This window comes from Escherichia sp. AM3, from assembly GCF_032029835.1.
GTDB lineage: Bacteria > Pseudomonadota > Gammaproteobacteria > Enterobacterales > Enterobacteriaceae > Escherichia > Escherichia coli.
Map to the genome: position 1 here is coordinate 22,205 of NZ_JAVUPQ010000035.1, position 21,661 is coordinate 43,865.

Below are 21,661 nucleotides of genomic sequence, written 5' to 3' on the forward strand. Positions count from 1 at the left end.
AAGGACTTTCATGATCGAAGTAAAACACCTGAAAACGCTACAAGCGTTGCGGAACTGCGGCTCTCTCGCAGCCGCTGCGGCGACGTTGCATCAGACGCAATCCGCCCTGTCTCACCAGTTTAGCGATCTGGAACAACGCCTTGGCTTCCGGCTATTTGTGCGTAAGAGCCAGCCGCTACGCTTTACACCGCAGGGAGAAATCCTGTTGCAACTGGCAAACCAGGTGCTGCCGCAAATCAGCCAGGCACTGCAAGCCTGCAATGAACCGCAGCAGACGCGTCTGCGCATTGCCATTGAGTGCCATAGCTGTATTCAGTGGCTGACGCCCGCGTTAGAAAATTTCCATAAGAACTGGCCGCAGGTAGAGATGGATTTTAAATCGGGCGTGACGTTTGACCCGCAGCCCGCGTTGCAACAGGGCGAGCTGGATCTGGTGATGACCTCCGATATCCTGCCGCGCAGTGGCCTGCATTATTCGCCGATGTTCGACTATGAAGTGCGTCTGGTGTTAGCACCTGACCATCCACTGGCGGCGAAAACGCGAATTACACCGGAAGATCTCGCCAGCGAGACGCTGTTGATTTATCCGGTACAGCGTAGTCGACTGGATGTCTGGCGGCATTTTCTTCAGCCGGCAGGCGTCAGCCCGTCACTGAAAAGCGTCGATAACACCTTATTGTTGATTCAGATGGTTGCCGCACGGATGGGTATTGCCGCGCTACCGCATTGGGTAGTAGAGAGTTTTGAGCGCCAGGGTCTGGTGGTGACCAAAACCCTGGGCGAAGGCTTGTGGAGCCGACTGTACGCCGCCGTGCGCGATGGAGAGCAGCGTCAGCCAGTTACGGAAGCGTTTATTCGCTCAGCGCGCAATCACGCCTGCGATCATCTGCCGTTTGTGAAGAGCGCGGAGCGACCCACTTACGATGCACCCACAGTGAGGCCAGGATCACCAGCGCGCCTGTAATGAACGTTGGCCAGTGCGGCTGTTGGTGCCAGATAGCCAGGTTTACCAGCAGCCCTGCCGGAACGTGCATATTATTCATAATGCCCAGCGTTCCGGCGTCCACCTGCGTCGCGCCGTAGTTCCACATAAAGTAGCCAATCCCGGAAGCCACCACGCCAAGAAACACCAGAATGCCCCATTGCAACGTGGTTTGCGGCATTTTCTGCGTATTTCCCAGCAAGAACCATGCAATTACCGCCACCAGGAACGCGCCAAGATAGAACCACGCAAAGGCGTTATGCTGCGGCATCGGGCGAGTTTCCATCAGGCGTTTGTAACCCACCATGCCGATGGCAAAAGTGATATTGGAGAGTTGCACCAGCAACAAGCCAGTCCAGAAATGGTCGGTGACCTGATCATAGCGAATAATCCCGGCACCAATCACCGCCAACAAGGCACTAAAAGCATATCCCCAGCGCAGACGGCGCTTACTCATGATGTCATAAATCAGCGTGATGTAGAGCGGCGTCAGTACGGTGAACAGCAGCAGTTCGGAAACCGTCAGGTAGAGATAAGCGCGGAAACTCAGCATATACATCACGCCGAGCTGCATCGCGCCCACCAGCATATACAGGCCGACTGTTTTCAGGCTATTGCCACGGGTACGCAGAAACGGCAGAAAAACGAGTGCCGCCAGGCCAACGCGCACCAGCACCGCAAAATAGCTATCGACGTGCCCCGCAAGGTACTCGCCATAAAAGCTAAAGGAGAAGGCCCACAGAATCGTGGTGATGATAAGTAGCGCCACAATGGAAAACTCTTTGATTAACGGGTATCCATTGTAGCGAAGTATCAGGTTGACAACTGACCAAATAAAGAACGATTACGATAAATAGAGTTTACGCAGATAATGCGGCACCGCGTCGTCGGCATTAGTACCAATCACTTCCAGCTCGGGATGAAGGTCTTTCAGACGCTGGTGCGCACTGCCCATAATGCAGCCTTTCCCCGCCATCGACAGCATTTCGGCGTCGTTCATCCCGTCACCAAACGCAATACAATCCTTCAGGCTGTAGCCCAGTTTCTTCGCCACCGCTTCCAGCGCATGGCCTTTTGAAACGCCGCCCGCCATCACTTCCAGACAGGTTAAGGTAGAGAAACTGACGTTGACGCGATCGCCCCAACGAGCGTTAATCGCCTGCTCCAGCGGCAGCAGTTGTTCATGGGAATCGCAGGTGAAGAACACTTTGCTGACGCCTTCCGGCTCCAGTAATCCAGGCTCATACAGCGCATATTGGAACACCGCTTCTTTAAAAAAGCGCATCTCTTCCGGGCGATGGCGATTCATAAACCATTCGTCGTCGCGATAAACGTTAGTAATGATGTCCGGATTGTCGTTGACTACGCCAAACAGATCGCTGGCAATGTCGCGATCCAGGTTATGAGCAAAAATCAGATTACCATCCAGATCGTGAACGCGCGCACCATTGGAGGTAATCATGTAAGACTTAATCTCCAGATTATCGCGAATTTGCCCCACATCAACGTGGTGACGACCGGTCGCAAACACAAAGTTGATGCCGCGCGCGGTGAGCAGCTTCAGAGTTTCTTTGGCGTAAGGGGATAACGTATGGTCGGGAGAAAGTAACGTGCCATCTAAATCAGACGCAACAACCTGGTACATAAGAAATTTAAACCTCTGTAGAGCGGTTTCCGCTGGGTGAGTTATGCCTGTTGAAAAAATCAACGATGGCGTGGAGTGCGACTGAGCGCATTGCGTCCTTTTCAAAAAGGATCTCATGGTAAGCACCTTTAATTACCAACGGCCGTCCTCCTTCGACAGGATGGCCCGCGGCGGTGCGGAGTTCACAAAAACGGTCATGCATGCGGTTATCCACCACGCGTTCCTCTTCAGCCTGCAAGAGAAGCGTTGGCGTGGCGTCATCACCCGCACCGGCTAACACCTGTTCGCCAGCCAGAATACTTTCGCGTACCCAATGGTAGGTCGGCCCACCGACGCGAATCGTTGGGTCATCAGCATAGAAGCGTAAGTTACGTCGATATCGCTGTCTGCTGTGGGTCAGTACGTTGATAGCAAACGGCAACGCGCGCCAGCGCCCGGTGCCTATTGCATAGCCATCACGGAAACGTGGATGCGCTTCGGCCCAGTTGAGGATCTGCCGTGCCATAAATGACGGCATACGAATCACGATCCCAAACATTGGCGCAGTTAGCGCAATGGCGTCACATACACCTGGATGGCGTTGCAGAAATAATGTGGAGATCGCACCGCCCATCGAATGTGCCAGTATATAGCGTTTACGCCACGGACCGGGCTGAACCTCCTGCTGCCAGAATGCCGCCAGATCATCAACATAATCATTAAAGCGATTAACATGCCCGAGATGCGGATCGGCTAACAGGCGACCGGAACGTCCCTGCCCGCGATGGTCGATGATTAAGACATCAAACCCCAAATGGAACAGGTCGTAGGCCAGTTCCGCATATTTTACGTAGCTCTCAATACGCCCCGGGCAGATGACTACCACCCGGTCATGGTGCTGTGCGCGAAAACGGACAAAGCGCACCGGAATGTCATCCACACCAGTAAACTCTGCTTCATCACGCTGACGCCAGAAATCAGTCAGCGGTCCCAGGGTAAAAGCAGCAAACGCGTTTTCTCTTGTTTCCCAGTCTTTTTGCTGCTGAAACATCGGGTAATCTGCCTCTTAAACCACGTAAAATCGTTTTTTTTAGCGTGCCTGACACAACGCTGCGACAGTAGCGTATTGTGGCACAAAAATAGACACACCGGGAGTTCATCATGACCTTAGAATGGTGGTTTGCCTACCTGCTGACATCGATCATTTTAAGCCTGTCGCCAGGCTCTGGTGCAATCAACACTATGACCACCTCGCTCAACCACGGTTATCGCGGCGCGGTGGCGTCTATTGCTGGGCTTCAGACCGGACTGGCGATTCATATTGTGCTGGTTGGCGTGGGGTTGGGGACGCTATTTTCCCGCTCAGTGATTGCGTTTGAAGTGTTGAAGTGGGCAGGCGCGGCTTACTTGATTTGGCTGGGAATCCAGCAGTGGCGCGCCGCTGGTGCAATTGACCTTAAATCGCTGGCCTCTACTCAATCGCGTCGACATTTGTTCCAGCGCGCAGTTTTTGTGAATCTCACCAATCCCAAAAGTATTGTGTTTCTGGCGGCGCTATTTCCGCAATTCATCATGCCACAGCAGCCGCAACTGATGCAGTATATCGTGCTCGGCGTCACCACTATTGTAGTCGATATTATTGTGATGATCGGTTACGCCACCCTTGCTCAACGGATTGCTCTATGGATTAAAGGACCAAAGCAGATGAAGGCGCTGAATAAGATTTTCGGCTCGTTGTTTATGCTGGTGGGAGCGCTGTTAGCATCGGCGAGGCATGCGTGAAAAATAATGTCGGATGCGGCGTAAACGCCTTATCCGACTTACTCTGAAGACGCGTCTGGCATCACCGCGAAATAATCAAATGAATGCCAAATCCGGCAAATAACGCCCCGGCAAAACCATCAATCCACTTCGCCAGACGTTGATAACCACGGCGCATTTGCGGCAGGGCAAACAGGCTGGCAACGACGGTAAACCACGCCAGTGTTTCGACAATGATCAGCGCAAAAATGCCCCAGCGCGCGGTAGTGCCAACGTTATCACCGACAAACAATGAGAACACCGAGCCAAAGTAGATAATCGCTTTCGGATTAGCGAGATTGGTCAGTAAACCTTTCAGAAAACTGCGCCCGCTTTTCGCCAGCTCAATCTGTGGTGCAGGCGCAGATACAGCCTCTTTTTTCAGTGCACCGCGTAGCATCTGGTAACCCATCCAGCAGAGATACAGGCCACCGCCAACCATAATCAGCGTATGCAGCCAGGCCATTTTTTCGATAATCAAATGCAGGCCAAGCAACGCAATCCCAGCCCAAACCATTACACCGCAGGTAATGCCCAGCACGCCCATCATCGCTTCTTTACGGGAACGACTGACAGCGGTCTGAGAGACAAAAAAGAAATCGGGACCGGGGCTCATAAGCGCCACAATATGCACCATGGCGACGGTGAGAAATAACATCAACATACATTTGACTCGCGGGGGAAACGTTTACGGAGTCTTCATCCTGGCACTTTTTTATGCCGCTGACTACTCTTCGTCGTCGCCGTCAACATGCGCGCGGATAAGCGCCATAAACGGTTTACCAAAGCGTTCCAGCTTGCGCATCCCAACGCCGTTAACGCTGAGCATTTCGCTGGCGGTGATCGGCATCTGTTCAGCCATCTCAATCAAGGTTGCGTCGTTAAACACCACGTACGGCGGGACATTGCTTTCATCGGCAATCGATTTACGCAGTTTGCGTAATTTGGCGAACAGTTTGCGATCATAGTTGCCGCCGAACGATTTCTGCATCGCTTTCGGTTTGAGCGCCACGATACGCGGCACGGCAAGTTGCAAAGAGGATTCGCCGCGCAGCACCGGGCGCGCGGCCTCTGTCAGTTGTAGGGCAGAATGCTGGGCAATATTTTGCGTCACCAGGCCGAGGTGAATCAGCTGGCGGATCACGCTCACCCAATGTTCATGGCTTTTATCACGGCCCATGCCATAGACTTTCAGTTTGTCATGACCATAGTCGCGGATACGCTGGTTATTAGCACCACGAATCACTTCCACCACATAACCCATCCCAAACCGCTGATTCACACGACCAATGGTGGAAAGGGCAATCTGAGCATCGGTTGAACCGTCGTACTGTTTCGGCGGATCGAGGCAGATATCGCAGTTCCCGCACGGCTCCTGACGCCCTTCGCCAAAATAGTTCAGCAATACCAGACGACGGCAAGTTTGCGCTTCGGCAAACGCGCCCATCGCATTGAGTTTGTGGCGCTCGATATCCTGCAACTGCCCCTGCGGCTTCTCTTCCAGACAACGGCGCAGCCACGCCATATCAGCCGGATCGTAAAACAGCATCGCTTCCGCGGGCAGGCCATCACGCCCGGCGCGTCCGGTTTCCTGATAATAGGATTCGATATTGCGCGGAATATCAAAGTGGACCACGAAGCGAACGTTTGGTTTATTGATGCCCATGCCGAACGCCACCGTCGCCACCACAATTTGCAGGTCATCGCGCTGGAATTTTTCCTGCACATCGGCGCGAACATTATTTTCCAGCCCGGCATGATAGGCCGCCGCGCTAATTCCCTTGCTTTGCAGGCGCGCAGCGGTGTCTTCTACTTTCGCGCGGCTGTTGCAGTAGATAATGCCTGACTTACCGCGCTGTTCCTGCACGTAGCGCATCAACTGATCGAGCGGTTTGAACTTCTCCATCAGCATGTAGCGAATATTCGGACGGTCAAAACTGCTGATTTGAATCAGCGGATCGTTCAGCCCCAGCAGGCGCACGATATCCTGGCGCGTGGTGTCGTCGGCTGTGGCGGTCAGCGCCATAAACGGCAGCGTCGGGAACCGCTGGCGCAACTGACCGAGCGCGGCATATTCCGGGCGGAAATCGTGGCCCCATTGGGAGATACAGTGCGCTTCATCGACGGCTAATAACACCGGATTCCAGTGCGCCAGATGCTCAAGAAAGTTATCCAGCATCAGGCGTTCCGGGGCGATATACAGTAAGCGAATTTGCCCGGTGCGGCAGCCTGTCATCACTTCAAGTTGCTGTTCGCGGGTTTGCGTCGAGTTAAGGCACGCCGCCGCCACGCCGTTGGCTTGCAGTTGATCCACCTGATCTTTCATCAACGAAATCAGCGGTGAAACAACCACGGTAAGGCCGTTTAGCAATAAGGCAGGAATTTGATAGCAAAGGGATTTTCCGCCACCGGTGGGCATGACGACCAGGCAATCGCGACCGGAAAGCACAGTGTCGATAATTTCTTCCTGGCCGGGGCGAAACTGTTGGTAGCCAAAGGTTTCTTGTAAAACCTGTTTAGCTCCGGACTCCAGATTCAACACTTCCGCCTGCGCCACATTCACCCCGATTGCCTGAAATAAAAACAGGCGCTATTTTCAGCGCCTGCGCGAGAAACTGCAATGCTTTTAGTCTCTGAGAGGGTAATCCTGGATGCTGGGTTCCAGATTTGCCAACCACTCAACCGTTCATCAAAACAAATCGTTTAGCATAACCCCCACACCGACACGGGTCTGGTTGAAGTTATAGTCGATGAGCGATTCGCCATAGCCGCTGTAAACCTGAGTATAAAGGCGCACATGTTTGGTGATCGGGTAACTTAAGCCTAACTCCGCGCCGCCGTAGCCGGTGTTCCAGTTGTACTGTCCTTTCGCACTGAGCACCGCATCACCGAGGTGATAGCCGATTTTAAGCTGGTAGTAACCCATATATTTGGTGATATCCGGGTTATCGTCAGTATTACCCACCACATACCACGGCTTCACTTCTACCAGCCAGTTACCGTTTTCTGCCATCAGGCGAGTATAAAGGCGGTTCCAGCTGCGGGAGGTCGGGTCGGAACGCCCGTTAGAGTCGTGGTTATACCCCATCTCCACATCGCGCAGCGTCCAACCTGCAAAACGGTAATCGGTGGCAAAACCGAGGAACAATTGCGGTTCGTAGTTGGTTTCACGAAACGGTGAAGACTCTTCGCTATTGGACAGTTGCCACCAGGATTTTTGCGTATAAGACGCACCCAACACCGAGTTCGGGCCTAAAATCCCACGCCACAGCGGAAATGCCAGGCTCAACTGAAACTTTACTTCATCCTTACGCGCATTTTCCGCCCAGTCGTAACTGGCAATCGCTTCTTTATTCAGATCGCTGGTTTGGGTGTAAATGAGGTAGTTGGTGTCATAAGGATAGAGCGTGAACGGATTGTCATGCTCCTGCAGCATATTGGCGATAATACTGCCACGCACCGCTGGCGCGTCATGCACCTCTTTCACCGTTGCCTCTTGTGCATATACTGCCATAGGCAACATAAACACCGGCAACAACCAGCCCTGCAGAGTCCGCATCGGTCGTGTTCTCCGTAACGAATTATTGATAAGGTGAATATTTTTCTGCGGGCTATTTTACATACTTAACTCCATAGCCGTTAGTTATCCCTTCCTAAAGTAGAAACCAACAACAAAGAAGCATAAAATCAACATTTCATTAACCAATGAAGTGTAAGGATGATATGTCTGCCGTACTGACCGCTGAACAAGCCCTGAAATTAGTGGGTGAGATGTTTGTTTATCACATGCCATTTAACCGCGCATTGGGGATGGAACTGGAGCGTTACGAAAAAGAGTTCGCACAGCTGGCCTTTAAAAATCAGCCAATGATGGTGGGCAACTGGGCGCAAAGCATTTTGCACGGCGGGGTCATTGCGTCGGCGCTGGATGTCGCCGCCGGTCTGGTGTGCGTGGGAAGTACCTTAACCCGCCACGAAACCATCAGTGAAGATGAACTACGCCAGCGGCTATCGCGGATGGGGACCATTGATCTTCGCGTTGATTATCTGCGCCCAGGCAGGGGCGAGCGTTTTACTGCTACTAGTAGCCTGTTGCGTTCAGGCAATAAAGTCGCCGTCGCCCGCGTTGAATTACACAATGAAGAACAGCTTTATATTGCCAGTGCCACCGCCACCTATATGGTAGGTTGAAGACATAAAAGCAGGTAAACTGCTGTTACCAATTAAAAATGAGTATTCCCGATGGATGCAAAACAAACGCGGCAGGGCGTATTACTCGCTCTTGCCGCTTATTTTATTTGGGGTATAGCGCCAGCGTACTTCAAGTTGATTTACTACGTGCCCGCCGATGAAATCCTGACGCATCGCGTGATCTGGTCGTTTTTCTTTATGGTGGTGCTGATGAGCATTTGCCGCCAGTGGTCCTATTTAAAAACGCTGATTCAGACGCCACAGAAAATTTTTATGCTGGCAGTCTCTGCCGTGCTGATTGGTGGCAACTGGCTACTGTTTATCTGGGCGGTGAACAATCACCATATGCTGGAAGCGAGCCTTGGTTACTTTATTAACCCGCTGGTGAACATTGTGCTGGGGATGATTTTCCTCGGCGAGCGATTCCGCCGGATGCAATGGCTGGCGGTGATTCTGGCGATATGTGGCGTGTTAGTCCAGCTGTGGACTTTTGGTTCGCTACCTATTATCGCGCTGGGACTGGCATTTAGTTTTGCCTTCTACGGTCTGGTACGCAAGAAGATTGCCGTTGAAGCGCAAACCGGCATGTTAATCGAAACCATGTGGCTGCTGCCCGTGGCGGCAATTTACCTGTTTGCTATTGCCGACAGCTCAACCAGCCATATGGGGCAAAACCCGATGTCGCTGAATTTACTGCTGATCGCCGCCGGTATTGTCACTACCGTACCGCTGTTGTGTTTTACCGCCGCTGCCACGCGCTTGCGTCTCTCAACGTTAGGCTTTTTCCAGTACATTGGCCCGACGCTGATGTTCCTGCTGGCTGTGACGTTTTATGGTGAAAAACCGGGTGCCGATAAGATGGTGACTTTCGCCTTTATTTGGGTGGCGCTGGCAATTTTTGTGATGGATGCGATTTATACGCAGCGTAGAACGTCCAAATAAAAAATAAATATATTCTGAAAAAATATGCCGACTCTTGCATGAGAGTGGGCATATTGCCATGCTGACCGGAGACTCATACAAGGATGTAAAATTTATGTTACGTATATTTATCCCAACATCTAACGGTAAGATTTCCAGACGTCGTTATATATTTTCATTTATTTTAATAAATTTCATTTTTGCCTTTCTTATTATCTTTTTTAACGATGGAGAAGCAGGCTTTCTTGTTATAGTCTCTACCATCGTACTCCATTATCTCGTCATCAACATGAATTGCCAGCGACTCCGTGATAGTGGTTTCATCTATATAAAAACTTATGTTTTTGGTACATTAGCAGTATATATCATCTCTATCATCACAATGATAGCCGAAGATTTTGCCTGTTCAGGCAATGGTTCGATGATTTTTTTGATTTGTTATTTTTCCACTTTCAGTATGCTAATGCTTGCACCTACTGATTCATCAAAACAATAGTTATGGAGTATTTATGAGTAAGGAATATATGAACGATGGTTCATTAAGTGAAAAATGGAAATACCGATTTAATTTTTATGATCAACATGGTTTTCCTGGATTCTGGGGGGCAACACCAGAATATAAAGCAGCATTTAAAGCATTAAAAGTAAGACAACGCTTAACTATTCAAATGAATTTCATTGCTTTCTTCTGTTCCTGGATATATTTATTTGTCCTGGGGTTATGGAAAAAAGCAATTATAGTTCTATTACTTGGTATTCTATCTCTATTTGTTGGTGCACTAATTGGCGTTAACATTCTGGGAATTGCCGTAGCAGCCTATGTTGCTGTTAACACGAACAAATGGTTCTATGAGAAAGAGGTAAAAGGGTTAAATACCTGGAGCCTTTGAATAACAGGTGGCTTAGCCAGACTAAGCCACCGCTCTCGTTTTTTACAACCAGTTCTTCCGCTTAAAGTACAGATACGGTGCCAGGCCCGCGAGGATCATAAAGATAATCGCGCCTGGGTAGCCGAAACTCCACTTCAGTTCTGGCATAAACTCAAAGTTCATCCCGTAGCTGGAGGCAACCAGCGTTGGCGGCAGGAACACGACGGATACCACCGAGAAAATTTTGATGATGCGGTTCTGCTCGATGTTGATAAAACCCATTGCCGCCTGCATCAGGAAGTTCACCTTCTGGAACAGGGATTCGTTATGCGGCAGCAGGGATTCGATATCTCGCAGGATTTCACGCGCCTGCTCCAGTTGCCCACCCGGTAAACGCGCTTTACGCACCAGGAAGTTGAGCGCACGCTGGGTATCCATCAGACACAGGCGCACTTTCCAGCCGATATCTTCCAGTTCCGCCAGAGTGGAGAGCGCCTCGTCGTACTCATCGCCCTGATGCCCTTCCATAATCACCCGGCTCAACTGCTCCAGGTCGCTATAGATATTTTCAATTTCATCTGCCAACTGTTCGATTTTGGTTTCGAACAGATCCAGCAGCAGCTCGTAGGCGTTACCGTCCACCATCGACTGGCTACGGGCACGCATACGATACAGACGAAAAGCGGGCAGTTCACGCTCACGCAGAGTAAACAGACGACCATCACGGATGGTAAATGCCACAGTGGAGTTACCGGCGTGATCTTCCGCATCTTCAAAGAAGAAGAAGGAGTGAATATGCAGGCCGTCGTCGTCTTCAAAGAAACGTGCCGATGCTTCGATGTCTTCCAGTTCCGGGCGGGTTGCCAGGCTCTGACCAAGTTCAGATTGTACGCGCAGTCGCTCGTCGTCGTCCGGTTCGACAAGATCAATCCATACTGCATTTACAAGGGGTTGTGACTCTTCGACTTCCAGCCGGGTCAGTCGGTTATTTTCCAGTTGAAATGCGCTCAGCATGACCGGGACTCCCAATGCTTAAAATATCGGACAGTTCGGTGGGCACACAGAAACAAATTGGGTTTCAGACCATTAAACAGCCTGACTCAGCGCGACGGGAAAAATTGAGGTCGCTGACAACCGCTAAGGCTATCAGCAAAAAGGGATAGCCTTAGGAGTTGATCCTGGATGACAGGATAGTGAGCCAGTATCTACTGGGTGTGTCCAAGGCGAATGTCCTCTTAGAGTGATCGTGCGCGCATGTTACGCCAGCAAAATTTTGCCGTCAACACGCAACAGAACACCACAGAACAATAGTTGAACTTCGCGCTTTTTGGTACTCGTCAAGGTCGCTAACAGGATAAAAAAATCCCACATCCAGGACCTATAATGGCGCATCGGCTACTCATTGGTAAAGGAATGATCACCTTGAATCTCAAACGGATTTTTCTCGCCCTCACCTTACTTCCCTTGTTTGCTGTTGCCGCTGATGATTGCGCACTCTCAGATCCGACGCTGACCGTACAGGCGTATACCGTTAATCCTCAAACAGAGCGGGTGAAAATGTACTGGCAAAAAGCCAATGGCGAAGCGTGGGGAACGTTACATGCTCTGCTGGCGGATATGAATAGTCAGGGTCAGGTGCAGATGGCGATGAACGGCGGCATCTATGATGAAAGCTATGCGCCGCTCGGTTTGTACATCGAAAACGGTCAGCAGAAGGTGGCGTTAAATCTCGCTTCAGGTGAAGGGAATTTCTTTATCCGTCCTGGCGGCGTGTTTTATGTCGCGGGAGATAAAGTCGGCATCGTTCGTCTGGATGCCTTCAAAACCAGTAAAGAGATTCAGTTTGCGGTGCAGTCAGGGCCAATGTTGATGGAAAACGGTGTAATTAATCCGCGTATTCATCCCAACGTCGCCTCAAGCAAAATTCGTAACGGTGTTGGGATTAATAAACATGGGAACGCCGTGTTTTTGTTGAGCCAGCAGGCAACAAATTTTTATGATTTTGCCTGTTATGCCAAAGCGAAACTGAACGTTGAGCAGCTGCTTTATCTTGATGGCACGATTTCACATATGTATATGAAAGGCGGGGCAATCCCGTGGCAACGCTATCCTTTTGTCACCATGATTTCCGTCGAGCGGAAAGGTTAAAACGATAGTTTTGTGTCAGATACTGAAGATGGCGCAGATGCCGGATGCGGCGTAAACGCCCTATCCGGCCTACATGACGTTGCAATTTATTGAATCTGAATGATTTTTTAGGCCAAATAAGGTGCGCAGCACCGCATCCGGCAACGTTACACCGACTCCAGCCGGGCGTAAGCTGCCACCAGCCATTTGATTCCCTGGCCCTGGAATGCCACCTGCAAACGGCTATGTTCACCGCTGCCTTCCATATTGACGATGGTGCCTTCACCAAACTTAGCGTGGCGTACACGCTGGCCGAGCTTGTAGCCGCTGTCGTTCTCGACCATCGGCGTACCCATCCGCTGATGGCTGACCGGGCGGCTTACCGTGGCGCGCAGGCGCACCTCTTCCACACACTCTTCCGGCAGCTCGCCAATAAAGCGCGACGGGCGATGGTAAACCTCTTTGCCATACAGACGGCGAGTTTCCGCGTAGGTCAGCGTCAGTTTCTGCATCGCGCGGGTTACGCCAACGTAGGCCAGACGGCGTTCTTCTTCCAGACGCCCGCCTTCATCCAGCGACATCTGGCTTGGGAACATGCCCTCTTCCATACCGACGATAAACACCTGCGGGAACTCCAGACCTTTCGCCGAGTGCATGGTCATCAGTTGTACCGCATCCTGCCAGGTATCCGCCTGCCCTTCGCCTGCTTCCAGCGCCGCATGGGATAGGAACGCCTGCAGCGGCATTAAATCTTCGTCTTCTTCGTTGTAGCTGAACTGGCGCGTTGCCGTCACCAGTTCCTCTAAGTTTTCGATACGCGTCTGACCTTTTTCGCCCTTCTCCTGCTCGTACATGGTACGCAGGCCGGAGTCTTTAATTACCCGGTCAGTCTGTACATGCAGCGGCATATCGGCAGTTTCCTGCGCTAAGGCGTCGATCAGTTCCATAAACCGCTGTAAGGCGCTGGCAGCACGTCCGGCGAGGGCTTTTTCCTGCAACAGTTCACGACATGCCTGCCAGAGTGTTAACTGGCGATCGCGCGATGTCTGACGTACCACGTCCAGCGTCCGGTCACCAATACCCCGCGTTGGCGTATTCACCACACGCTCAAAGGCCGCGTCGTCGTTACGGTTGGCAATCAGGCGCAGATACGAGAGCGCATCTTTGATTTCCTGGCGTTCGAAGAAGCGCATCCCGCCGTAAATACGGTACGGCATACTCGCCTGCAACAGTGCTTCTTCCAGCACACGCGACTGGGCGTTACTGCGGTAGAGAATGGCGCACTCGGCAAGCGCCCCGCCGTTGTCCTGCCAGGTTTTGATGCGGTTAACCACAAAACGCGCTTCATCGAGTTCGTTAAAAGCGCAATAGAGGGAAATAGGCTCACCGTCCGCGCCATCGGTCCACAGTTTTTTACCCAGACGCCCGTTATTGTTTTCAATCAGGGCGTTAGCGGCGCTCAGAATATTGCTGGTAGAGCGGTAGTTTTGCTCCAGACGAATAGTTTCGGCACCGGGGAAATCATTAAGGAAACGCTGAATATTCTCCACCTGCGCCCCGCGCCAGCCGTAGATTGACTGGTCGTCATCACCGACGATCATCACTTTGCCGGTGTCGCCCGCCAGCAGGCGGATCCACGCGTACTGAATGTTGTTGGTATCCTGGAATTCGTCCACCAGGATATTGGTAAAACGTTCGCGGTAGTGTTGCAGGATATGCGGCTTGTTAAGCCACAACTCGTGAGCGCGCAGCAGCAGCTCGGCGAAGTCCACCAGGCCCGCGCGGTCACACGCTTCCTGATACGCCTGATACACCTTCTGCCAGGTCTGCTCCACCGGATTACCGTAGCTTTGAATATGATGCGGACGCAGGCCTTCATCTTTCTGGCTGTTGATGTACCACATTGCCTGCCGCGGCGGCCACTGCTTCTCGTCGAGGTTCATGGCTTTGATCAGACGCTTAAGCAGGCGTAGCTGGTCTTCACTGTCGAGGATCTGGAAATCCTGCGGCAGATTGGCGTCCATATGGTGCGCACGCAGCAAACGGTGCGCCAGCCCGTGGAAGGTGCCGACCCACATACCGCCCTGGCTCGTGCCCATCAGTTGCCCGATACGATGACGCATCTCCGCCGCCGCTTTGTTGGTAAACGTCACCGCCATAATCGAGTATGGCGAGCAGTTTTCCACGCTCATCAACCAGGCGATACGATGCACCAGTACGCGCGTCTTACCACTGCCCGCGCCCGCCAGCACCAGAAGGTTGCTGCGTGGCGCGGCCACCGCTTCGCGCTGTTTGTCATTAAGGCTGTCGAGCAGGTAAGAAACGTCCATTGGCACCGCCGCGTAAAAATAGGTTGGGCGGAGAAGCGCAACGCCCTCCGCCAAAAAGCTGGGTATATATACAGATTTGCTGATTATATCAGCGAGGTCAGAGATGCCAACCGGGAAATTTCCAGATGCGGCAGTAAACGGCTGTCCCAGGTTTGCATCAGATCGCCATTTTCCGGTCTGATCCAACAAGCCTGCATTCCGCTGCGAATTGCCCCACCCACGTCAGTGGTGAGATCGTCCCCAACATGTAAGATCTCGCCGATCGGCACGTTGAGTTTTTCCGCAGCCAAAAAGTACATATCGCTGAACGGTTTTGAGCGCCCGTGCGGGCCAGCGCGCAGCACAAACTCAAAATAATCCCCCAAACCAAACAGCTCCGGCTGGGCGTTACCGTTGGTGATCGCCACCAGCGGCCATTTCTTCGCCAGCTGTTTTAAGGTGTCGTGAGTTTGCTGCGGGACGTCGATTCGGCTGCGCCATTTGGCAAAGTTGATCATTGCTGCGTGTGCGCCTGCACTGGCTTCTTCGGCACTCAGCCCGGCGTCGAGCATCGCTTGTTCAATCGAACGAAAACGCCAGCGCGTCACGTCGTGATAAATCTCGGGTTCCGCTTCCCGTACCGCCTGGCGCAGGCGTTGCAGATCTTCATTCTGGAAGCTGCGCAGCGCCGGATGATAATTTTGCACAAAGGTAAGCGCCTCTCGCTCGGTGCGCAAAATCACCGGACGGTTATCGTAAAGGGTATCATCCAGGTCAAAGGTGAGCGCCGAGATGCGCCCCAAAGGCCGGTAAAAACGCATTATTTCCCCCGTTTGGCGCGTGGATGCGCCGCATCGTACACCGAGGCAAGGTGTTGAAAATCAAGATGAGTATAGATTTGCGTGGTGGAGAGGTTGGCATGACCCAGCAGCTCCTGCACACCACGAAGATCGCCGCTCGACTCCAGCATATGCGTGGCGAACGAGTGACGTAATTTATGCGGATGAACGTGATTATTCAGCCCTTGTTTTATGCCCCATTCGGCAAAGCGTTTCTGCACATTACGCGCGGAGATACGCTTGCCCAGTTTCGACAGAAAAAGCGCGTCGTCTTCGCTACCAAACAGGTCGCGCAAATCAAGCCAGTGCTCAATCCACGCCACAGCGTTGCGACCAATCGGCAGGCGGCGCTCTTTGCTGCCTTTCCCCATAACCCACACTTCACCAGACTCCAGGTCGAGGTGTTTAATATCCAGCCCCACCAGCTCAGAAAGACGCAGACCCGCGCCGTACATCACTTCCAGCATTGCACGGTCGCGTACAGCGAGGGGATCATTGATATCAATATCCAGCAGCCGATTCATATCGTCGACGTCGATGTTTTTCGGCAGATGACGCGGCGCTTTCGGTGCCGAAACACCTTTCGCCGGGTTAGCTTTGAGTTCGTTCTGGCTGACCAGCCAGTCAAAAAAGCTACGTAGCGCAGAAAGCCGTAACGCCAGACTTGCTGCTCCCAGCCCTTTACGGCGACTGCGTACAGCAAAATTGCGCACCATCGTCACATCACATTGCTGCCAGCTTTGCAGGCCGTTTTCGCTGGCAAAATTGATGATCGCCTCAAGCTGACGCTGGTAGTTAAGCAGGGTTATCGGGCTAAGCTGGCGCTCCACGCTCAGATAACGTAGGTAGCGTTCTACATCGGTGTGTAAATCGGTCATACGCGTTCAATCCAACGCTCCAGAAGCTCCGGCAACATCAGCGCAATTTCATGAAGTAACTGCGTTCCTTGCCCTTGTTGATAGTGACTGGCATCGCGACTGGTAAACAGCACGACACCCAAATCAGCATCGCTTCCCAGCATCGACATCGCCACCGATCCCACCGCTTTCGCTTCCGGTAGCACCACCAGCAGCTCTGGTCCGTTAAGCGGCCCAAGATAGTGCTGTTCCTGCCCCAAACGCTGAATACGCAGCGGTTCGAAAGACTGACGGCTTAATGCCAGATGAGTGTGGTTCGACGGCGCACCTAAGCGCCAGCGATCCGGAAACAGGCGCAGACTCGCACCTGCCAGGCCGAGATCGCGCGCCCAGCGGTGAAAGCGCATCAGCATATCGTCGAGACTGCTGGCGGCGGTGAGACTGCGCTGCAGGTAGAGTAGGCGATAAAACAGGCCTTCGTTGGCGATAGCCTGTTCCATCAACAGCGCCATGTTCTCTTCCAGAACATGAATATGATTACGTGCGCGGGCCATGTGCCACTCGACCAACGAAACGGTGCCGCGTACCGGATGCGGCACACGTATCGCTTCTACTGCGCGCGCATTACGGATAAAAAACTCAGGATTTTTAATCAGATAATCGACAACCGCCCGGTCATCAAGCTCCGTGAGTGTTTCCTGCAGTTCTTCCCCTGGTTGCTTCATAGATGAATAAATCCGTCGTAGACATGTACCGCCGGGCCAGTCATATATAACGGGTGACCCGGACCTTTCCAGGCGATATCAAGACGACCGCCGGGGAGTTCCACGCGTACTTCTTCGGCCAGCAAACCTTGCTGAATCCCTACTGCAACCGCCGCACACGCGCCGCTGCCGCAGGCCTGGGTTTCTCCTGCCCCACGCTCATAAACGCGTAAACGAATATGCTCGCGCTTAACCACTTGCATAAAACCGATATTGGCGCGCTCCGGAAAACGCTCGTGGCTTTCCAGAACAGGACCAAGCGTTTCTACCGCCGCGGTATCGACATCATCGACCTGAATCACGCAATGCGGATTTCCCATCGACACCACGCCGCATAAGATTGTCTGCTCGGCGGCGCGCATAATATAGGTCTTTTCCGCTTTGTTAGCGCGAAACGGCACGGCGGAAGGTTCGAAGTTGGGTTCGCCCATATTTACGCGGACCAGATCATCATCGGTGACGGTCAGAACCATCCGCCCGTTGGCGGTGCTGACGCGGATATCACGCTTATTGGTCAGTCCTTTCAGACGCACAAAACGGGCAAAGCAGCGCGCACCGTTGCCGCACTGCGCCACTTCACTGCCATCAGCATTGAAAATGCGATAGTGAAAATCCAGTTCAGGATCATACGGCGGCTCAACCACCAGCAGTTGGTCAAACCCTACCCCCAGGTGCCGATCAGCCAGGCGACGAATCAGCTCCGGTGAAAAAAAGACATTCTGCGTTACCGCGTCGACGACCATAAAATCGTTGCCAAGGCCATGCATTTTCGAGAACTGCATCATTTACTCCAATCACGCGGGTACAGAAACTGACTTTTAGTAATTCACCTGGGATGGACCATCGCCAGTGGCGCGATCGTTTTTATCCGGCACCGTGGATTGCGTTTGCGTCTCTACCGGTTTGGTCGGCGGCGGTGCGTTTTTATCTGCAGGCGGGAAATAGAGCGGACCTTTCAGACCGCAGCCCGTCAGGCTGAAGAGAGTAAGTAATACAGTGAGTGCCTTAAACACGTTTTTCATTATGGATTGCCTGTAAAGTTCATCGCTTTCTGCTTTCTATCATCGCAGGAGAAGACGTAAAAGCAAGCGTTTAGCGACTCTTTATGAAGTCTGAAAAGTGAGGAAATGCTGCGAGTATAACGCTTACTCGTGGGGATTTATGTTTTGCTGGTAGTTTCGTGATCGGCACCTCGCGCCAGGATGGCTTTATGCACTATCGCAATGTGGTTTGTTTGTTGGCTTGTTCGTTGTTCTTATCGTCGGCATGGAGCTTTTAAAAGAGTGGCGCACCATGCAATTTTGTTGTCTGACCTTAGTCGCCAGTGACATACAACTTTGCCAACCTGGTGATAAGAGGGAATAAAATCTGATGGGGCTATTTACCCAACTGGAAAAATTTGACCAAAAGCTTACGCGCGGTTATGCCCGGTGGGGGCGCTGGGTATGGCGGACGTTAATTGTCGTTCCGGTACTGGTCGTGTTGTGGAATATAGGACAGGCAGTATGGGGAGGACCAAGAGGTGGAGTGATTCTGGAAATCCACAGTGAAATTGACCGCCCGATACTGGGATTCAGTGTTAACGGCGTGGCGGGCGCGAATGCTTTTGCAAATGGTGGCGGTTCAACAACCTGTTGTGGTGATGTTAGTGGGGATACGGCAGAGGTTATCTGGACATTAAGTACTACTCGTACACAGTATAATGCTGGAATGCGTCTGGAGAAACGGAATATGACGTTACCTCTCCCCAAAAGAGAATGGGGAGAAGATTTTCTGCATGTGCATTTTATGCCTGGCGATAAAGTGCTGCTGGGGTGGAGTAAAGATTCTTTTTCTCCGTATGAAGATCTTCACAATGGGGGGTACAAGACCCGCGTTCGGCAGGATGTGAAAGATAAACTTTATGCCACAGGAAAAATGAATTGATAGATTTCTATAAAAATCACGTTCGGCAGAAAGCGTAATAATGTGGGGAATGTTAGATACCGATGGTGGGACCTGGGTACAACTCGCGAAAGACAATAAAGTAGGCAACGGGGGCAGAGCCGCATGTTGAAACCCTTCCCGGCGTCAATCCGGAATATTTTAACGTGATCAGTCACACCATGGCGCAGTACCTCGTATTTATATCGCGAATGGAAACATCACGTTTACCCAGCAACTATCAGAAAATAGCAATGACCTTTATGGATTCTGAAAAGTGACGATTTGCCGCAAAAGTTACGCTTACGTGCGGGGAATTATGTTCTGCTGGTAGTTTCGTGATCGGCACCTCGCGCCAGGATGGCTTTATGCACTATCGCAATGTGGTTTGTTTGTTGTCTTGTTCATTGTTCTTATCATCGGCATGGGGATGTCGGCTTGATGAGCCGGAACATAATATTTACCAGAAACAAGGAAAAGGCGTGGTGTACCTGCGCCCTTATGAAAAGACCAATCTTTCGCTACCGCAGATTAACTACAAGCGTCTGCGTCTGTTACCGAATTTGTTAATTGACCCAACAAAACTGAAGGATTGGGAAACGGTGCCCCCGGCTACTGATCTCACGACAGACGTTGTCTACAGCGGCGCAAACGCAACTCTTCCCCATTACTCTTACTATAGCGATGGTCGCGCTATTCTCTACGCTGGCGAGATTGTGCAAAACCCTCCAGGCACACCGCCAGTCGATATCTCGTCATTTCAGGCATGGGGTGATTTTGCCGCAGATAAGTACAGCCTCTATTACGAAGGCAAACGCACCGATAGCAACCAGCAACTAAACCGCCGAACGTTGCGTCAGGTAGAATTTAACCCGCAATGGAAACCAGACTGGCTAGGTTTGATTCTCCGTGACAAGCATTATCTTTACGCAAATGGTCAGCGCCTTGATGATCCTGACACCTTTACGGTACTGGCACAAAAATCATGGGATCAGCGCGGTAAATTCTCTACAGCATTCAATCCCTGCCTTCCTGCCCCATTTGGCCCCTGGGATACCCTGGCTCGTACACGGACCAAAATCCTGATCAACAGCGAACAGCTTGATGCCGACCCGAACACCTTTTCCGTCGTACGCTGGATGCCCGGCTCACTCTTGACCTGGCGTGATAAAAACGGGCTACAGCGTAAAGTCCTCGACAAGGAAAATCTGGCGTGGGATGAAGATTTAACAAAGCACTGTCTGGATTTTTCTCTGCTGGAAAAGAAAGTGTTCTGGCGTAAAGGGCCTGCTTGTAAACAGGAAGAATTACCCGGACTCGATCCGGAACAGTTTCACCCCATCAGTGATGCTGTCGCCCAGTATCAGGACTCGCTTTATACCATCATCGAAACAGAGTCTGGTGACCGCAAGCTGGAGATCGTGAAACTTGATGATCCCAATCTTATTATCAACAAACGTTTCAACGCCGGGAAACGCCACGGCTATTTACTTACGCGTGCCGAAGGGTGGCCATACCATTCCGGTTTACACGTGTTTGAATCTGACGGACCGCTGATCTTACTGGATAACCACTCTCCGGATGAACGCGAAGCCCATCTTAATGACCATCCCTTTTTGCGCAGATGGTATGCCCGCGATAACCGCTACGTTTACAGCTTTGATGGCGCGCAGCTCTGGCGATACCGCACCGCTGATCCGAAACAAGTTCGCTTAATCTGGAAGGAACAACATTCGGGATATGGCTATGGCGTAAATTACAAAACGGGATATCTGGACGGAAAAATTACTGATGACGGCGAATTTATTCCTGCCCCGCGCAATGAGGCGACAAAATGAATGGTCAAATAATCACAGTTGCACTCATCCTGTTGGGGCACATATTTCTGACGCCTGCTGTACAGGCCATAGGGTTCGACTATTACAATGATCACGGTGTTATGTCTTACGGTAAAGGTTATGGGGAGGATGAGAAAATCATTGCCCAATTTCCGAAGATGAACAGAGCCGATTTGCGCCTTGTGACAAATATATCCGGGGAGCGGGAGTTGGTGGAAGGCTATATACCCACCGATGAAATAAGCATAAAAAATGAGGAATACCACTGGGTGACAGACGGCCGCGTTATTCTCTGGCGTGGCAAAATCGTTAGCAATCCACCGGGAACCCCCACTGTCGATATTGCCAGCTTTCAGGCTATGGGCCGCTTCGCGGTCGATAAATATAGCCTCTATTTTGACGGACAGCGCACCGAAAGTAATAGCGGCGCGTCACGTGTTGATCTGGCGACACTAAAAGCTATCGAAGGTAACTCTACCACGCTGATGGATAGTAAAAATCTCTACTTGTCCGGTCGACGTCAGGGGAGCAGCAGTGATGTGGTGATGCTGCCAACTTACTGATTTAGTGTATGATGGTGTTTTTGAGGTGCTCCAGTGGCTTCTGTTTCTATCAGC

General features: G+C 51.7%; 23 protein-coding genes and 1 pseudogene. 10 read left to right on the top strand and 14 right to left on the bottom strand.

Translation table 11 applies throughout. The features are described from left to right. Nucleotides 1-10 precede the first annotated feature (10 nt). Nucleotides 11-964, top strand: coding sequence for an HTH-type transcriptional regulator MetR (gene metR / locus RTW80_RS13880; protein WP_000573621.1), 954 nt, complete (start codon nt 11-13; stop codon nt 962-964). On the opposite strand, the gene bioP is transcribed toward metR, so the two are convergent. The 3 genes from bioP to pldB form a co-directional block, all read right to left on the bottom strand. Next, entirely contained in the window at nt 852-1,751 is a 900-nt protein-coding gene (gene bioP, locus RTW80_RS13885; protein WP_001196242.1) for a biotin transporter, read from the bottom strand. The two genes, metR and bioP, sit on opposite strands and share 113 nt — an antisense overlap. Nucleotides 1,752-1,826: 75 nt before the next feature. Continuing rightward, on the bottom strand, nt 1,827-2,627 hold the full coding sequence (gene yigL, locus RTW80_RS13890) for a sugar/pyridoxal phosphate phosphatase YigL (RefSeq protein ID WP_000285362.1): 801 nt from the start codon (nt 2,625-2,627) through the stop codon (nt 1,827-1,829). A gap of 7 nt (nt 2,628-2,634) precedes the next feature. Then, nucleotides 2,635-3,657, bottom strand: coding sequence for a lysophospholipase L2 (pldB, locus tag RTW80_RS13895; protein ID WP_000487640.1), 1,023 nt, complete (start codon nt 3,655-3,657; stop codon nt 2,635-2,637). A 110-nt stretch (nt 3,658-3,767) separates the two neighbouring features. Between pldB and rhtB the strand changes: the two genes are divergently transcribed. Continuing rightward, the gene (gene rhtB / locus RTW80_RS13900; RefSeq protein WP_000171710.1) at nt 3,768-4,388 is read left to right on the top strand and encodes a homoserine/homoserine lactone efflux protein; all 621 of its coding nucleotides are present in this window, start codon (nt 3,768-3,770) and stop codon (nt 4,386-4,388) included. A gap of 61 nt (nt 4,389-4,449) precedes the next feature. Here the strand turns inward: rhtB and rhtC are convergent, their stop codons facing one another. The 3 genes from rhtC to pldA all read right to left on the bottom strand — a co-directional run bounded on the left by rhtC (nt 4,450) and on the right by pldA (nt 7,965). Next, complete coding sequence (gene rhtC / locus RTW80_RS13905) at nt 4,450-5,070, bottom strand: threonine export protein RhtC (RefSeq protein ID WP_000928821.1); 621 nt, start codon at nt 5,068-5,070, stop codon at nt 4,450-4,452. Nucleotides 5,071-5,133: 63 nt separating this feature from the next. Beyond that, nucleotides 5,134-6,963, bottom strand: coding sequence for an ATP-dependent DNA helicase RecQ (gene recQ / locus RTW80_RS13910; RefSeq protein ID WP_000035581.1), 1,830 nt, complete (start codon nt 6,961-6,963; stop codon nt 5,134-5,136). A 132-nt stretch (nt 6,964-7,095) separates the two neighbouring features. Next, the gene (gene pldA / locus RTW80_RS13915) at nt 7,096-7,965 is read right to left on the bottom strand and encodes a phospholipase A (RefSeq protein WP_001259700.1); all 870 of its coding nucleotides are present in this window, start codon (nt 7,963-7,965) and stop codon (nt 7,096-7,098) included. 164 nt (nt 7,966-8,129) lie between these two features. Between pldA and yigI the strand changes: the two genes are divergently transcribed. The 4 genes from yigI (at nt 8,130) to RTW80_RS13935 (ending at nt 10,408) form a co-directional block, all read left to right on the top strand. Next, nucleotides 8,130-8,597 carry an acyl-CoA thioesterase YigI gene (gene yigI, locus RTW80_RS13920; RefSeq protein ID WP_001742457.1) on the top strand — a complete coding sequence of 156 codons (468 nt, stop codon included), beginning with the start codon at nt 8,130-8,132 and terminating at the stop codon, nt 8,595-8,597. Between the two features lie 51 nt (nt 8,598-8,648). Next, on the top strand, nt 8,649-9,539 hold the full coding sequence (rarD, locus tag RTW80_RS13925) for an EamA family transporter RarD (protein ID WP_000339104.1): 891 nt from the start codon (nt 8,649-8,651) through the stop codon (nt 9,537-9,539). Nucleotides 9,540-9,633: 94 nt separating this feature from the next. After that, nucleotides 9,634-10,014: a protein YigG gene (yigG, locus tag RTW80_RS13930; protein ID WP_000944218.1), complete on the top strand. Its 381-nt coding sequence runs from the start codon at nt 9,634-9,636 to the stop codon at nt 10,012-10,014. 13 nt (nt 10,015-10,027) lie between these two features. Then, nucleotides 10,028-10,408, top strand: a complete 381-nt coding sequence (locus tag RTW80_RS13935; protein ID WP_000032581.1) for a DUF2628 domain-containing protein — start codon at nt 10,028-10,030, stop codon at nt 10,406-10,408. 42 nt (nt 10,409-10,450) lie between these two features. Here the strand turns inward: RTW80_RS13935 and corA are convergent, their stop codons facing one another. Further along, on the bottom strand, nt 10,451-11,401 hold the full coding sequence (gene corA, locus RTW80_RS13940; protein WP_000947159.1) for a magnesium/cobalt transporter CorA: 951 nt from the start codon (nt 11,399-11,401) through the stop codon (nt 10,451-10,453). A 151-nt stretch (nt 11,402-11,552) separates the two neighbouring features. Beyond that, complete coding sequence (ysgD, locus tag RTW80_RS13945; protein ID WP_211180520.1) at nt 11,553-11,609, bottom strand: protein YsgD; 57 nt, start codon at nt 11,607-11,609, stop codon at nt 11,553-11,555. Nucleotides 11,610-11,770: 161 nt separating this feature from the next. On the opposite strand from ysgD, the gene RTW80_RS13950 reads away from it, so the two are divergent. Beyond that, the gene (locus RTW80_RS13950; protein WP_000951162.1) at nt 11,771-12,535 is read left to right on the top strand and encodes a phosphodiester glycosidase family protein; all 765 of its coding nucleotides are present in this window, start codon (nt 11,771-11,773) and stop codon (nt 12,533-12,535) included. Nucleotides 12,536-12,681: 146 nt separating this feature from the next. On the opposite strand, the gene uvrD is transcribed toward RTW80_RS13950, so the two are convergent. The 6 genes from uvrD to lptM all read right to left on the bottom strand — a co-directional run bounded on the left by uvrD (nt 12,682) and on the right by lptM (nt 18,305). Then, nucleotides 12,682-14,844 (bottom strand): DNA helicase II, encoded by a 2,163-nt coding sequence (gene uvrD / locus RTW80_RS13955; protein WP_000383411.1) that lies wholly within the window; start codon nt 14,842-14,844, stop codon nt 12,682-12,684. Nucleotides 14,845-14,927: 83 nt separating this feature from the next. Further along, nucleotides 14,928-15,644: a 5-amino-6-(5-phospho-D-ribitylamino)uracil phosphatase YigB gene (yigB, locus tag RTW80_RS13960; RefSeq protein WP_001213584.1), complete on the bottom strand. Its 717-nt coding sequence runs from the start codon at nt 15,642-15,644 to the stop codon at nt 14,928-14,930. Further along, the gene (gene xerC / locus RTW80_RS13965) at nt 15,644-16,540 is read right to left on the bottom strand and encodes a tyrosine recombinase XerC (RefSeq protein WP_000130691.1); all 897 of its coding nucleotides are present in this window, start codon (nt 16,538-16,540) and stop codon (nt 15,644-15,646) included. Before xerC ends, yigB begins: the two co-directional genes overlap by 1 nt. After that, complete coding sequence (locus tag RTW80_RS13970) at nt 16,537-17,244, bottom strand: DUF484 domain-containing protein (RefSeq protein WP_000812796.1); 708 nt, start codon at nt 17,242-17,244, stop codon at nt 16,537-16,539. Before RTW80_RS13970 ends, xerC begins: the two co-directional genes overlap by 4 nt. After that, a complete protein-coding gene (gene dapF, locus RTW80_RS13975) occupies nt 17,241-18,065 on the bottom strand; it encodes a diaminopimelate epimerase (protein ID WP_001160654.1) in 825 nt (274 codons plus the stop codon). Before dapF ends, RTW80_RS13970 begins: the two co-directional genes overlap by 4 nt. Nucleotides 18,066-18,101: 36 nt before the next feature. After that, on the bottom strand, nt 18,102-18,305 hold the full coding sequence (gene lptM / locus RTW80_RS13980; protein WP_000799889.1) for an LPS translocon maturation chaperone LptM: 204 nt from the start codon (nt 18,303-18,305) through the stop codon (nt 18,102-18,104). Between the two features lie 349 nt (nt 18,306-18,654). Here lptM and RTW80_RS13985 point away from each other — a divergent pair, with 349 nt between their 5' ends. The 3 genes and pseudogenes from RTW80_RS13985 to RTW80_RS13995 form a co-directional block, all read left to right on the top strand. After that, nucleotides 18,655-19,209 (top strand): DUF3304 domain-containing protein, encoded by a 555-nt coding sequence (locus RTW80_RS13985; RefSeq protein ID WP_000522558.1) that lies wholly within the window; start codon nt 18,655-18,657, stop codon nt 19,207-19,209. A 365-nt stretch (nt 19,210-19,574) separates the two neighbouring features. Continuing rightward, entirely contained in the window at nt 19,575-21,044 is a 1,470-nt protein-coding gene (locus tag RTW80_RS13990; RefSeq protein ID WP_012136583.1) for a hypothetical protein, read from the top strand. Next, nucleotides 21,041-21,595 (top strand): annotated as a pseudogene (locus RTW80_RS13995) (DKNYY family protein); the annotation flags it as partial. The gene RTW80_RS13990 and the pseudogene RTW80_RS13995, both read left to right, overlap by 4 nt. Nucleotides 21,596-21,661: the final 66 nt, after the last annotated feature.

Bases quoted from the DNA above. Each gene is read 5' to 3' on its own strand.
- metR (WP_000573621.1), top strand. From the start codon at position 11: ATGATCGAAGTAAAACACCTGAAAACGCTACAAGCGTTGCGGAACTGC.
- yigL (WP_000285362.1), bottom strand. From the start codon at position 2,627: ATGTACCAGGTTGTTGCGTCTGATTTAGATGGCACGTTACTTTCTCCC.
- pldB (WP_000487640.1), bottom strand. From the start codon at position 3,657: ATGTTTCAGCAGCAAAAAGACTGGGAAACAAGAGAAAACGCGTTTGCT.
- rhtB (WP_000171710.1), top strand. From the start codon at position 3,768: ATGACCTTAGAATGGTGGTTTGCCTACCTGCTGACATCGATCATTTTA.
- rhtC (WP_000928821.1), bottom strand. From the start codon at position 5,070: ATGTTGATGTTATTTCTCACCGTCGCCATGGTGCATATTGTGGCGCTT.
- pldA (WP_001259700.1), bottom strand. From the start codon at position 7,965: ATGCGGACTCTGCAGGGCTGGTTGTTGCCGGTGTTTATGTTGCCTATG.
- yigI (WP_001742457.1), top strand. From the start codon at position 8,130: ATGTCTGCCGTACTGACCGCTGAACAAGCCCTGAAATTAGTGGGTGAG.
- rarD (WP_000339104.1), top strand. From the start codon at position 8,649: ATGGATGCAAAACAAACGCGGCAGGGCGTATTACTCGCTCTTGCCGCT.
- yigG (WP_000944218.1), top strand. From the start codon at position 9,634: ATGTTACGTATATTTATCCCAACATCTAACGGTAAGATTTCCAGACGT.
- RTW80_RS13935 (WP_000032581.1), top strand. From the start codon at position 10,028: ATGAGTAAGGAATATATGAACGATGGTTCATTAAGTGAAAAATGGAAA.
- corA (WP_000947159.1), bottom strand. From the start codon at position 11,401: ATGCTGAGCGCATTTCAACTGGAAAATAACCGACTGACCCGGCTGGAA.
- RTW80_RS13950 (WP_000951162.1), top strand. From the start codon at position 11,771: ATGGCGCATCGGCTACTCATTGGTAAAGGAATGATCACCTTGAATCTC.
- uvrD (WP_000383411.1), bottom strand. From the start codon at position 14,844: ATGGACGTTTCTTACCTGCTCGACAGCCTTAATGACAAACAGCGCGAA.
- yigB (WP_001213584.1), bottom strand. From the start codon at position 15,644: ATGCGTTTTTACCGGCCTTTGGGGCGCATCTCGGCGCTCACCTTTGAC.
- xerC (WP_000130691.1), bottom strand. From the start codon at position 16,540: ATGACCGATTTACACACCGATGTAGAACGCTACCTACGTTATCTGAGC.
- RTW80_RS13970 (WP_000812796.1), bottom strand. From the start codon at position 17,244: ATGAAGCAACCAGGGGAAGAACTGCAGGAAACACTCACGGAGCTTGAT.
- dapF (WP_001160654.1), bottom strand. From the start codon at position 18,065: ATGCAGTTCTCGAAAATGCATGGCCTTGGCAACGATTTTATGGTCGTC.
- lptM (WP_000799889.1), bottom strand. From the start codon at position 18,305: ATGAAAAACGTGTTTAAGGCACTCACTGTATTACTTACTCTCTTCAGC.
- RTW80_RS13985 (WP_000522558.1), top strand. From the start codon at position 18,655: ATGGGGCTATTTACCCAACTGGAAAAATTTGACCAAAAGCTTACGCGC.
- RTW80_RS13990 (WP_012136583.1), top strand. From the start codon at position 19,575: ATGCACTATCGCAATGTGGTTTGTTTGTTGTCTTGTTCATTGTTCTTA.